The sequence below is a fragment of the Azospirillum sp. ST 5-10 genome, from assembly GCF_051225715.1.
In the GTDB taxonomy this organism is placed as follows: domain Bacteria; phylum Pseudomonadota; class Alphaproteobacteria; order Azospirillales; family Azospirillaceae; genus Azospirillum.
This window is the reverse complement of the sequence record NZ_JBPJSP010000034.1, coordinates 1-12,444: the sequence shown is the minus strand read 5'-3', so window position 1 is coordinate 12,444 and position 12,444 is coordinate 1. Positions and strand designations below refer to the sequence as shown.

11 protein-coding genes are annotated in these 12,444 nt (G+C 71.7%); 9 read left to right on the top strand and 2 right to left on the bottom strand.

Going from position 1 to position 12,444, the window contains the following annotated elements:
* Positions 1 to 74: 74 nt before the first annotated feature.
* On the top strand, positions 75 to 794 hold the full coding sequence (locus ACSBPG_RS26820; RefSeq protein ID WP_435540308.1) for a Crp/Fnr family transcriptional regulator: 720 nt from the start codon (positions 75 to 77) through the stop codon (positions 792 to 794).
* A 6-nt stretch (positions 795 to 800) separates the two neighbouring features.
* Here ACSBPG_RS26820 and ACSBPG_RS26815 read toward each other — a convergent pair whose 3' ends face one another.
* On the bottom strand, positions 801 to 2,081 hold the full coding sequence (locus tag ACSBPG_RS26815) for a glycosyltransferase family 4 protein (RefSeq protein WP_435540307.1): 1,281 nt from the start codon (positions 2,079 to 2,081) through the stop codon (positions 801 to 803).
* A 422-nt stretch (positions 2,082 to 2,503) separates the two neighbouring features.
* Between ACSBPG_RS26815 and ACSBPG_RS26810 the strand changes: the two genes are divergently transcribed.
* The 4 genes from ACSBPG_RS26810 (at position 2,504) to ACSBPG_RS26795 (ending at position 7,791) form a co-directional block, all read left to right on the top strand.
* On the top strand, positions 2,504 to 5,455 hold the full coding sequence (locus tag ACSBPG_RS26810) for a response regulator (RefSeq protein WP_435540306.1): 2,952 nt from the start codon (positions 2,504 to 2,506) through the stop codon (positions 5,453 to 5,455).
* A gap of 238 nt (positions 5,456 to 5,693) precedes the next feature.
* Positions 5,694 to 6,338: a DUF47 domain-containing protein gene (locus ACSBPG_RS26805; protein WP_435540305.1), complete on the top strand. Its 645-nt coding sequence runs from the start codon at positions 5,694 to 5,696 to the stop codon at positions 6,336 to 6,338.
* Between the two features lie 11 nt (positions 6,339 to 6,349).
* Positions 6,350 to 7,363: an inorganic phosphate transporter gene (locus tag ACSBPG_RS26800; protein WP_435540304.1), complete on the top strand. Its 1,014-nt coding sequence runs from the start codon at positions 6,350 to 6,352 to the stop codon at positions 7,361 to 7,363.
* 2 nt (positions 7,364 to 7,365) lie between these two features.
* Positions 7,366 to 7,791 (top strand): NUDIX hydrolase, encoded by a 426-nt coding sequence (locus ACSBPG_RS26795; protein ID WP_435540303.1) that lies wholly within the window; start codon positions 7,366 to 7,368, stop codon positions 7,789 to 7,791.
* A 199-nt stretch (positions 7,792 to 7,990) separates the two neighbouring features.
* Here the strand turns inward: ACSBPG_RS26795 and ACSBPG_RS26790 are convergent, their stop codons facing one another.
* Positions 7,991 to 8,932, bottom strand: coding sequence for a LysR family transcriptional regulator (locus ACSBPG_RS26790; protein WP_435540302.1), 942 nt, complete (start codon positions 8,930 to 8,932; stop codon positions 7,991 to 7,993).
* Between the two features lie 290 nt (positions 8,933 to 9,222).
* Here ACSBPG_RS26790 and ACSBPG_RS26785 point away from each other — a divergent pair, with 290 nt between their 5' ends.
* The 4 genes from ACSBPG_RS26785 to ACSBPG_RS26770 form a co-directional block, all read left to right on the top strand.
* Entirely contained in the window at positions 9,223 to 10,533 is a 1,311-nt protein-coding gene (locus tag ACSBPG_RS26785) for a CitMHS family transporter (protein ID WP_435540301.1), read from the top strand.
* A gap of 30 nt (positions 10,534 to 10,563) precedes the next feature.
* Positions 10,564 to 11,907, top strand: coding sequence for an acyclic terpene utilization AtuA family protein (locus ACSBPG_RS26780; protein WP_435540300.1), 1,344 nt, complete (start codon positions 10,564 to 10,566; stop codon positions 11,905 to 11,907).
* Between the two features lie 3 nt (positions 11,908 to 11,910).
* On the top strand, positions 11,911 to 12,225 hold the full coding sequence (locus ACSBPG_RS26775) for an AtuA-related protein (RefSeq protein WP_435540299.1): 315 nt from the start codon (positions 11,911 to 11,913) through the stop codon (positions 12,223 to 12,225).
* Between the two features lie 40 nt (positions 12,226 to 12,265).
* On the top strand, positions 12,266 to 12,444 hold a 179-nt coding region (locus ACSBPG_RS26770), incomplete at its 3' end, for a CoA-transferase (protein WP_435540361.1).

Here is a 12,444-nt window from a genome sequence, read left to right as displayed (position 1 = left end):
GACCGGGGCGGCCACCGCGGTGTTGGATCCCGGCGAGCCCGGGCGCCCGCACGCGCCCGGCGGGGGGAGATGCCATGGTCACCGAGCTGCCCGGGCTGCGTCCGCAGGACGCGGCGACGATCCGCGCCCATCCGCTGTTCCAGCGCCTGCCCGACCGTGCGCTGGCGGCGCTGGTGGGCACCGCCCAGGTGCGCGCCGTGCCGCGCGGCACCACCCTGTTCGTCCAGGACGAGACGGCCGACCGCTTCTACGTGCTGCTGCAGGGCTGGGTGAAGCTGTACCGCCTCACCCGCGACGGGGCGGAGGCGGTGGTCAACGTGGTGGCGGCCGGCGAGACCTTCGCCGAGGCGGCCATGTTCGCCAGCGGCCGGTTCCCCGTCTGCGCCGAGGCGGTGGTCGATTCCCGCGTCCTCACCCTGACCGCCGAGGGCTTCGCCCGCTGCCTGCGCGAGGACGACCAGATCGCCTTCGCCATGCTGGGCTCGCTGTCGCTGCGCCTGCGCCATCTGGTGCAGCAGATCGAGCAGCTCCAGGTGCAGCCGACGCCGCAGCGGGTGGGCAGCTTCCTCCTGCGCTTCTGCCCGGAAGGGCCGGGCTCGGCGGTGTTCATGCTGCCCTTCGACAAGGCGCTGATCGCGCGGCGCCTCGGCATGCAGCCGGAGACCTTCTCGCGGGCGCTGGCCAAGCTGCGCACCATCGGCGTCGAGGCGCACGGCGGCACCATCTCGGTGGCCGACCTGGACGAGCTGCGCCGCTTCTGCCACGCCGACGAGGAGGTGGCCGAGACGGACTGAGGCGCCTCACACGGGCGCGGTGTCGGCCTCGGTGTCGTCGTCGAACAGCGGGGCGGTGGCGATGCCGGCTTCGGGGGCCGCCAGCATGGTGCGGTAGACGCCGAGCAGCCGTTCGGCATGGCGCGCCGGGGTCGAGGGGTTGCGCCAGTAGCGTTCCCAGGCCGCGGCGCCGACCCGCGCGGCGACGGTGTCGTCGCCCAGCGCGCGCAGCGCGCCGGCCAGGGATTCCACGTCGCCGGCCTGCGTGAGGAAGCCGTCGATGCCGTCGTCGATGACGTCGGCCAAGGCGGTGGTGCGGGTGGTCACCAGCGGGATGCCGCGGGCCAGCGCCTCCATCGCCGACAGGCCGAACGGTTCGTACCACAGCGAGGGGAAGGCGATGGCGCGCGCCCGGTCCATCTGCTCCAGCACCCCGGCCCGGGTCTTCGGCCAGGGCAGGAAGGCGGCGTCGGGGTTGATGCGGCGCAGCTCGGATTCGTAGGGGCCGGCGCCGACGAAGGCCAGCTCGACGCCGGCGGCGCGCGCCGCCGCGGCCAGCACGCCCACCCCCTTCTCGCGGGCCAGCAGCCCCATGAAGACGACGCGGCGGTTGCCGGCGACCGGCGCCGGCGGCGCCTGCTCGATGTCGACCGGGTTCGGCACCACCACCGCGCGGGTGTCGGCCGGCAGCATCGGCCGCACGGCGTCGCGCGCGAAGGCGGAGGGGCAGATCAGGGTCAGCGGCCGGCGCCGCGCCGCCAGCGCCCGCTGGGTGGCGGCCTGGCGGGCCACCCGCACCAGCTTGCGCGCCGTCCCCTGGTGGTCGCAACTGGCGGTGGCGCAGGCGGCGGACAGCGGCCGGCGGGCGCAGGCGCGGGCCGTGCCGTGGTCGTAGTAGAGGCCGTTGGGGCAGGCGATGAAATAGTCGTGGAGCGTGAACGCCCAGGGCAGGCCGCTCTGGCCCGCCGCCTTCAGCACCGCCGGACTGAGCGCCCGGGTGTAGTGGTGCAGGTGCACCACCGTGCGCCGCGGCGCGTCGGCCAGCAGCGCCGCCAGGCGGCCCGCCGCCTCGCCGTTCCAGATCCCCTGGGCGGCCGCGCGCAGGGGGTTGCGCTCGGTCCACACGTCGCGCAGCCCCATGGCGTGGACGCGGACGCGCGGATGGTCGAGCAGCGGGCTCGTCGCGCCGACGGCGTGAACGTAGAGCACGTCGTGTCCGCGATCGGCGAGCGCGCGGGCGCTCAGGATGGCGATCTTGGTCGAGGCGCCGTCCACCTCGCCGTAGTCGGACACGATGGCAATGTTCATGCGGCTCGTCCTTCGGATGGGCGCCGGCCGGCGCGACAGGTCGCCGGACACATAAGCGTCGGTCCTCGGGGCCGTGAAGGCGGGGAAGGTGAGTACCTCCACCTCCGCCCGGCGGCCAACACCGATGCCGGCCTTTCCTCCCCGGATGGGACGGCGGCTGAGCGGGTTTGCCCGGGCCGGGCCGCATATGGCCCGGCCCGGGCAAACCTGCGGACTCTATGGTTTTGCGGGTTTTCCGAGCCCGCCCAAAGGTGGCCGGGGTTCGGAAAACCCGCTCAGGTGTTCCGCCTCCTGGTTGTGCGTGCGCTGTTCACACGCCGGAGCCCTGTGATATCGTCCGCCCTCGGGCGCGCCGGCGGCGCGGCCCGCGAGCGACATCGACCGTGCGCCGGCCGGCGGCCGGTCCGCCGGCGGAGGACCGGATGAGCGACGAGTTTCTGTTCGCCGACGAGGAGCCGGGAACGGATGCCGAGCCGGCGCAGGCGCGCGCGCCGGCCGAGCCGGTGGAGCCGTGGCTGATCCTCATCGTCGACGACGACCCGGCGATCCACGCCACCACCAAGATGGTGCTGCGCGGCTTCTCCTTCGAAGGCCGCCCGGCCCAGTTCCTGTCCGCCGCCACCGCCGCCGAGGCGCGCGCCGTCATCGACGCCACGCCGGGCATCGCCGTCGTGCTGCTCGACGTGGTGATGGAATCCGACGACGCCGGGCTGCGGCTAGTCCGCCACATCCGCAACGGCCTCAACAACCGGCGCGTGCGCATCATCCTGCGCACCGGCCAGCCCGGCCAGGCGCCCGAGCGCGACGTCATCCTCAACTACGACATCAACGACTACAAGTCGAAGACCGAGCTGACGGCGCAGAAGCTGTTCACCTCGGTGGTGGCGGCGCTGCGCGGCTACCAGGACATCACCGCCATCGAGCAGCACCGCCAGGGGCTGGAACGCATCCTCAACGCCTCCTCGGTGCTGCTCGACAAGCGCACCATCGCCGACTACGTCCGCGGTGCGGTGGGCCAGATCGACGCCGTCGTGCCGGGTTGCGCCGGCGCCCTGCTGGCCAGCCGGCCGGCCGGCGGCGAGGCGGTGCTGCTGGGCGGCGGCGGGCCGTTCGCCGGGCTGGCGGGGCAGCCGGTGGCGGCCCTGGCGGCCGACACCGCCGGCGTGCTGGCCGAGGCCTTCGACACCCTGCGCCACCGCTACGAGCGCGACCGCTCGGTGCTGGTGTTCCGCTCCACCTCCTGCGACCACGACACGGCGCTCTATTTGCGCCATCCGCGCCCGCTGAGCGAGGACGAGCGGCGGCTCCTGGAGGTGTTCGGGTCGAAGATCGCCGTCGGCTTCGACAACGTCCACCTCTACGAGGAGTTGAGCGCGCTCAACCGCGGCCTGGAGACCCAGGTGGCCGAGCGCACCCGCGCCCTGGTCGCCGCCACCGAGGCCGCGGAGGCGGCGCGCGCCGAGGCGGAGGCGGCCAACCAGGCCAAGTCGCTGTTCCTCGCCACCATGAGCCACGAGATCCGCACGCCGATGAACGGCGTGCAGGGCATGCTGGAGCTGCTGGAGTACACCCCGCTCACCCCCGAGCAGAACGAGCTGGTGGCGGTGGTGCGCGACTCCGCCGGGTCGCTGCTGACCATCATCAACGACATCCTCGACTTCTCGAAGATCGAGGCCGGCCGGCTCGACCTGGAGCGGGTGCCGGTGTCCCTGTCCGCCGTGGTCGAGGGGGTGGCGGACACCCTGGCGCCGGGGGCGCGCAAGAAGGACCTGGCGGTCATCGCCTACGTCGATCCCGACCTGCCCGAGGCGGTGCTGGGCGATCCCGTGCGCCTGCGCCAGGTGCTGTTCAACATCGCCGGCAACGCGGTGAAGTTCACCGACGCCGGGTCGGTCAAGATCCGCGCCGAGCCGATCGCGCTGCGCGACGGCCGGGTGACCGTCGGCATCACCGTCATCGACACCGGCATCGGCATCGCCCGCGACGTCCAGGCCCGGCTGTTCCGCCCCTTCACCCAGGCCGAGGCGTCGACCGCCCGGCGCTTCGGCGGCACCGGCCTCGGCCTGTCGATCTGCCGCCGCATCGCCGAGCTGATGGGCGGCGAGATCGGCGTCGAGAGCGAGCCCGGCAAGGGCGCCACCTTCTGGTTCACCTTCACCGCCGAGGTCGCCCCGCCGGAGGCCGAGGCGCCGCCGCCGCTCGCCGGCCTGTCGGTTCTGCTGGTCGACCCCGAGCCCGACGAGCGCCGCTTCCTCGCGCGCTACCTCGCCGCCGACGGGGCGCGGGTGGACGAGGCGGCGGATGCCGCGGCGGCGCGCGCGGCGTTGGCCGGCGCGGGCCGGGTCGACGTCGTCGTGGTCGCCGAGGAGGCCGGGCTGGAGGCCTTGCGCGCCGACCCGGCGCTGGCGGCGGCCGGCTGGGTGGAGCTGACGCGGCAGGTCCGCACCGGCACCCCCCGCGGTCCGGCGCTGGTGCCGCGGCCGGCCCGCCGCTCCCACCTGGTGCGCGGCGTCCTGGTCGCCGCCGGCCGCCGCGCCGGCGACCCGGAGGACGGTGCGGCCGCCGGGCGGCCATCCGGCACCGTGCCGGGCCGGGCGCCCTCGGTCGCCGAGGCCGTCGCCGGCGGCCGCCTGATCCTGGTGGCGGAGGACCACCCGACCAACCGGCAGGTGATCCAGCGCCAGCTCGCCCTGCTCGGCTACGCGGCGGAGCTGGCCGGCGACGGCCGCGAGGCGCTGGAGCGCTGGCGCAGCGGCCGCTACGCGCTGCTGCTGACCGACTGCCAGATGCCGGAGCTGGACGGCTTCGACCTGACCCGGGCGATCCGCGCGGAGGAGGTGGCGGCCGGCGGCCATCTGCCGATCATCGCCATCACCGCCAACGCCATGGAGGGCGAGGCGCAGCGCTGCCTGGCCGCCGGCATGGACGACAGCGTCGCCAAGCCGGTGGAGCTCGCCCAGCTCCGCCGCATCCTCGAGCGCTTCCTGCCGCACCCGCCCGGTCCGGCCGGCGCCGGTCCCGCCGAAGCGGCGGCCCCGGCCGAGGAGGCGCCGCTCGACCCGCAGGCGCTGGCCAGCCTGTTCGACAACGACACCGGCTTCGTCCGGGAGCTCCTGCAGGAGTTCCTGTCCTCCAACAAGGCCACCCAGGAGCGGCTGCTGGCGGCCCTGGAGCGCAGTGTCTGGGACGAGGTGCGCCAGGCCGCGCACAAGCTGGCGGGATCGTCGCGCACGGTGGGCGCGCGCGATCTGGCGGCGGTCGGCGACGCCATCGAGATGGCGGTGGTCGACAACCGGCTGGACGGTCTGGACGACCTGGTCGTCCGTGCCGGCCGCGAACTCGCCCGCGTCGAGGCGTACATCGGCCGGATGTAGCGCGGCGCTCCCGGCCCCGCCCGTCCGTGGAGCACGGAACGGGCGCGTTTCCCCCGCCCCCGCTCCTCCCCCTTCGATCCTCGCCGGGCAGGCGCCGGCGGCGCCGTGCCCCGACGCCGCCGGCGCGCGATCGCGGCTGCCCTGCGGGGCGGGGGCCGATTGCCGGCAGACATTGTTACAGTTTTATGATACGCCCGCCGCGAACACCGGATCGGGAATTCAGGGTCGGGGAAGAATCATGGTGCTGCGCCTGTTCCGCGCTCTCATGCCGAAAGAGGAGCGGTTCGTCGAACATTTCGCCGCTCACGCCCAGCGGCTGGTCGCCGCCGCGGACGCGCTGGCCGCGTTGATGGCGGCGCCCGCCGGCGAGCAGGCGGCGCGCGCCGCCGAGATCGGCGCCATCGAAAGCGAGGCCGACGCCATCACCCGCGAGACGATCATCGCCCTGCACCGCGCCTTCATCACGCCGTTCGACCGGTCCGACATCCACGCCCTGATCAACGCGCTGGACGACGCCGTCGACCTGATGGAGGAGGTGGCGGAGAACGCCGCCCTCTACGGCGTCGACCGCTTCGACCGCCACATGCAGGCGTTCGGCGGAGAGATCCAGAAGGCGGCGCGGGTGCTGGCCGACGTCATGCCGCTCCTGTCCGACATCACGCGCAACGCCGAGCGCATCACCGGCCTGTGCGACGAGGTGGGCAAGATCGAGAGCCAGGCCGACCGCCTGCTGCGCACCGCCCTGTCGGAGCTGATCGCCGAGCGGCCGGACACCATCGCCTTCCTCGGCCGCAAGGAGGTCTACGACCTGCTGGAGGCGGTGACCGACCGCTGCGCCAACGTCGCCGACGTCATCGAAGGCATCGTGCTGGACAACGTGTAGGGGCAGGCCATATGGATCCGGTCCTTCTCAGCCTGCCGGCGCTGATCGCCATCATCGCCGTCGCCCTGATCTTCGACTTCATCAACGGCCTGCACGACGCCGCCAACTCCATCGCCACCGTGGTCTCGACCCGGGTGCTGTCGCCCAAGCTGGCGGTGGCCTGGGCGGCCTTCTTCAACTTCATCGCCTTCACGGTGTTCGGCCTGCACGTCGCCCGCACCGTCGGCACCGGCATCGTCGATCCGCTGATCGTCGATCCCTTCGTGATCCTGGCGGCGCTGGCCGGGGCCATCCTGTGGAACCTGTTCACCTGGTGGCTGGGCTTCCCGTCGTCGAGCTCGCACGCCCTGATCGGCGGCATCGCCGGGGCCGGCATCGCCAAGGCGGGGACGGCGGCGCTGGTGACGAGCGGCTTCCTCAAGACCGCCGTGGCCATCGTGCTGTCGCCCTTCACCGGCTTCGTCCTGGCGCTGCTCCTCGTCCTGGCGGCGACGTGGGTGTTCCACCGCACCGCCCCGTTCCTCGCCGACCGGCTGTTCCGGCGCCTGCAGCTGCTGTCGGCCGCCCTCTATTCGCTGGGCCACGGCGGCAACGACGCCCAGAAGACCATGGGCATCATCGCCGTCCTGCTGTTCTCCCAGGGGCACCTGGGCGACGAGTTCTACGTGCCGCTCTGGGTGATCCTCTCGGCGCAGGCGGCGATGGGACTGGGCACCCTGATGGGCGGCTGGCGCATCGTCCGCACCATGGGCTCGCGCATCACCGAGCTGAAGCCCTTCCAGGGCTTCTGCGCCGAGAGCGCCGGCGCCATGACCCTGTTCGGCGCGACCTACCTCGGCGTCCCCGTCTCCACCACCCACACGATCACCGGCTCCATCGTCGGCGTCGGCGCCGCGCGCCGGTCGTCCGCCGTGCGCTGGGGGCTGGCGGGGAACATCGTGTGGGCCTGGATCTTCACCATCCCGGCGGCCGGCGGCATCGCCTACGCCGGCTACCTCCTGATCCGGCTGGTCGGCCAGGGCTAGCGATGCCCAAGCGCGCGCCCCGCACCCAGTACGCAGCGTTGCCCTACCGGCTGGTGGACGGGCGGCCGGAGATCCTCCTGGTGACCTCGCGCGAGACGCGGCGCTGGATCGTGCCGAAGGGCTGGGCGGAGAAGGGGGTGGCACCCCACGAGCTCGCCGCCCTTGAGGCCTTCGAGGAGGCGGGTGTGCGCGGGACGGTGCGCAAGCGGCCGCTCGGCGTCTATCGCTACGACAAGCGGCTGACGGAGCGCAAGAGCGTGCCCTGCGAGGTGACGGTCTTCCTGCTGCACGTCACCGAGGAGGCCGAGGACTGGCCGGAGAGGGCGGAGCGCGAGCGGCGCTGGATGACGCCGGGCCAGGCGGCGCTGGCGATCAGCGAGAGCGGGCTGGTGGCGATGCTGCTGGACATGGGACGCTCGCCGCCGTGAGACCGTCCCCGTCCGGGCGCGTCGTGCCGGGGAGCGGGGGTGTCAAAGTGTCACATCGCGGCGGCCGGCGTCTGGCGGCCGTCCCTCTGCCCCTCCGCCCGCCACCGGCCCCGGCCCGCCGTCGCCCGCGGCCGCCGCCGATGATCCGGCCTTCCGGAGGAAAGACGCCGTACCGTGCCCGCCCCGCGGCACGGCGGCATCATTGCGCCGGCGTCCGTCCCGCCGCCGTGCGGCGCCCGAAGAACGGCACGGGGCTGGCCGCGATTTCATGAAGAGTTCTCAGGAAGACTTCGGCGGCGGGAGACAGGGTGCGCCCCCGTTTCTGGATGATCTGTATCTTTCGGGTCAGGCCAGGTGATTTTATCAGCTTCATAGTGATGCCCGTGCACGCCGCCGCGTCGACGGCCGATGCCGGAAGAATGGAGACCCCCAGCCCGGCGCGCACCATACCAACGGCGGTCGACATGTAGTTGGCTTCACAGGCCAGATGGATCTCCAGCTTTTCCCGCTCCAGTGCGCGTTCGACGAGAACGCGAACGCTGCTGTTGCGCGACGTCAGGATCAACGGAAATTCGACGATGTCGCGCAGGGTCGGCGCGTTCCGCCTCGCCAGAGGGTGGTCGTCCGGAAAGAAGACGTACATCGAGTCCGTCAGGAAGTCGGTGGCCTCGATGTCGCGATCCATGCGCAGACGGGGGCCGATGCCGAAGTCCACATCGGACGACTTCACGAGATCCTCGATAGTCTCGGCGACGACATCGGACACGTTGACGACGACCCCGGGGTGATGCCTGCCGAAGGCCTGGATGGCGCGCGGCAGAAGGTTGGCGGCCACCGACGGAAGGGTGGCGATCCTCACCGTGCCGCGCTTCAGGCCGACGAATTCGGACGCCGAATGCATCACCGTCTCGAGATCGACGACGACCCGCTGAAGCGGCTCGAGAAGTTCCTTGGCCGCTCGCGTCAGGACGACCTGCCGCTTGTTGCGGTCGAACAGGCGGATACCGAGCATGTCTTCGAACTGCCGGATCTGAACGGTCAGAGCCGGCTGGGAAATGTTCAGTTCTGCTGCTGCGCGGGTGAAATTCCCGACCCTTGCAACTGCAAGGAAGGCGCGGATGTGGCGGAGGTCCTGTATCATAACCGGATCGGATTAGAGTGATCAGATAAATTCATTTCCATTATCTCAACCCACCCACGCACTATGTCAATGGGCCGACGCAATCGACGAAGGCTATAGGCGCCATCGCGCACCGTCTTCCGGCTAGCCCGGCCTGCCCAAACGGTGGGGTTTCCCCGCTCAGCCGCTTTCCGCCAGAGCCGCCGACGGTTCGGACGCCGGTTCCGGGCCGGCCCGCGTGCGGCCGGCCGGCGGGGGGCGAGCGGTCGGCCGGCCCCGCGCCGAGAGCGAAAAAGAACCTGGAGGTGCCTATGATTGCGTTGTTCGGCCTGCTGACGATCGTCTTCGTCCTGGCGGGTATCCTCAGCAAGAAGCTGTCGCCCATGGCGGCGCTGATCCTCGTGCCGATCGTCGCCGCCCTGCTCGCCGGCTTCTCCGTGGCCGACACCGGCAAGTTCGCCGTCAGCGGCATCAAGACGATCGCCCCGGTGGTCGGCATGTTCGTCTTCGCCATCCTGTTCTTCGGCATCGTCAAGGATGCCGGCACCCTGGACCCGATCATCAACGGCATCCTCAAGGTCGTCGGCGTGCGGCCGTCGCGCATCGTGCTGGGCGCCGCCGTCCTGGCGGCGATCGTCCATCTCGACGGCTCGGGCGCGGTGACCTTCCTGGTGACCGTTCCGGCCATGCTGCCGCTGTTCGAGCGCCTCAACATGGACAAGCGCATCCTCGCCTGCGTCGTCGCCATGGCGGCCGGCACGGCCAACATGCTGCCGTGGGGCGGCCCCACCCTGCGCGCCGCGACCTCGCTCCAGGTGCCGATCGGCGACCTCTTCCTGCCGGTGCTGCCGGCGCAGATCGCCGGCCTCGCCTTCGTCTTCGCCTGCGCCTGGTTCCTCGGCCGCCGCGAGGAGAAGCGGCTGGCGCTCGGCTCCTTCGGCGCCGCCGCGGCCGCCGACCACACCCGGCCGGCGCTGAGCGAGGCCGAGCAGGCGCTGGTCCGTCCCGGCATGTTCCTGGTCAACGTGGCGCTGGTGCTGGTCGTGCTGGGCACCATGATCGCCGAGGTCGCCCAGCCCGTGCTGTGCTTCATGATCGGCACCATCGTCGCGCTGCTGATCAACTACCCCGACCTGAAGATGCAGCGCGAGCGGGTCGACGCCCACGCCAAGGCGGCGCTGATGATGGCGTCCATCCTGCTGGCGGCCGGCGTGTTCACCGGCATCATGAAGGACACCAAGATGCTGGCGGAGATGGCCAGCTTCGTCGCCGGCCATCTGCCCACCGAGTACGCCGGGCACATGCCGGTCGTCCTCGGCGTGCTGGCCATGCCGCTGAGCATGCTGTTCGACCCGGACTCCTTCTACTTCGGCATCCTGCCGGTGCTCGCCGAGGCCGGCAACGCCATGGGCGTCGCGCCCATCGAGATGGGGCAGGCCGCCATCCTCGGCCAGATGACCACCGGCTTCCCGGTCAGCCCGCTGACGCCGGCCACCTTCCTGCTCGTCGGCCTGTGCGGCATCGACCTCGGCGAGCACCAGAAGTTCACCTTCCTCTTCCTGTGGGCCACGTCGATCGTGATGACGGTCGCCTGCGTCGTGTTCGGCGTCTTCTCGCTGTGACCCCGGCGCGTGCGTGGATAGGAGCAGACGATGAAGACCATTCGCATCGGATCCGGCGCCGGCTACTCCGGCGACCGCATCGAGCCGGCCGTCGAGCTGGCTGAGAAGGGCGGCATCCAGTATCTCGTCTTCGAGTGCCTGGCGGAGCGCACCATCGCCATCGCCCAGGGCGCGAAGCTCAAGGACCCGGCCAAGGGCTACGACCCGCTGCTGGAGGAGCGCATGCGGGCCGTGCTGCCGGTCTGCCAGGCCAAGGGCATCAAGGTCATCACCAACATGGGTGCCGCCAACCCGTTGGCGGGTGCGGCCAAGATCAAGGAGGTGGCGCAGTCCCTCGGCCTGGGGGCGCTGAAGATCGCCGCCGTGTCCGGCGACGACGTGCTGGAGACCTTGAAATCCGGCGGCCACCGCATCGCCGAGACGGGCACGCCGGCGGCGGCGATGGGCAACGCCCTGGTGTCGGCCAACGCCTATCTCGGCGCGGCGCCGATCGTCGAGGCGCTGCGCAACGGCGCCGACGTCGTCATCACCGGCCGCGTCGCCGATCCCTCGCTGTTCCTGGCGCCGCAGATCCACGAGTTCGGCTGGGCGATGGACGACTGGGACCGGCTCGGCAAGGGGACGGTGGTCGGCCATCTGCTGGAGTGCGCCGGCCAGATCACCGGCGGCTACTTCGCCGACCCCGGCCCCAAGGACGTCCCCGGCCTGGCGCGGCTGGGCTTTCCGCTGGCCGAGGTGCAGGAGGACGGCAGCGCCGTCATCACCAAGGTCGAGGGGTCGGGCGGCCAGGTGACCACCGCCACCTGCAAGGAGCAGCTGCTCTACGAGATCCACGATCCGACGTCCTACTTCACCCCGGACGTGGTCGCCGACTTCTCGCGGGTGCGCTTCGAGGCGGCGGGCCCGGACCGGGTGCGGGTCAGCGGCGGCGCCGGACGGCCGCGGCCCGACACGCTGAAGGTGTCGGTCGGCTACATCGACAGCTTCGTCGGCGAGGGGCAGATCTCCTACGCCGGACCGGGTGCGGTGGCGCGCGCGCGCCTCGCCCTGGAGATCGTCCGTGAACGGCTCCAGCTGACCGGCGTGAAGACCAGCGAGCTGCGCTTCGACCTGATCGGCGTCGACTCGATCCACGGCGAGCGGCTGGGGACGAAGGACGGGCGCGAACCCTACGAGGTGCGGGTGCGGGTCGCCGGCCGGACCGACTCCATGAAGGAGGCGGTGCGCATCGGCAACGAGGTGGAGACGCTCTACACCAACGGACCGGCCAGCGGCGGCGGCGCCACCAAGTCCGCCAAGGAGATCGTCGCGATGCTGTCGGCACTGCTGCCGCGGACGCTGGTGGCGCCGGCGGTCGACTATGTGGAGGCCTGAACCATGAAACTGCGCGACATCGCCCATTCGCGGACGGGCGACAAGGGCGACATCTCCAACATCTCGGTGATCGCCTTCGACGAGCGGGACTACCCGCTGCTGGAGCGGCACGTCACGCCGGAGCGGGTCAAGGAGCTGTTCGCCGGCATCGTCCATGGCGACGTGGTCCGCTACGCCATTCCCAGCATCGGCGCCCTGAACTTCGTCATGCAGAAGGCGCTGGGCGGCGGGGTGACCCGTTCGCTGGCGATCGACGCCCACGGCAAGTGCCTCGCCTCGGCCCTGCTCGATCTCGACATCGCCGACGGCACCGCCTGAGGGCGCGCGGATCGACAGGGACCCCGAACAAGGATCGACCATGAAGAAAGTGATCGGATTGGGCGACGCCGTCGCGGCGATACCCGACGGTGCCGTCCTGATGATCGGCGGGTTCATGGGGGTGGGCACACCCCCCCGCCTCATCGACGAACTGGTCCGCCAGGGCAAGCGCGACCTGACGGTGATCGCCAACGACACCGCCCGGCCCGGCGTCGGCAT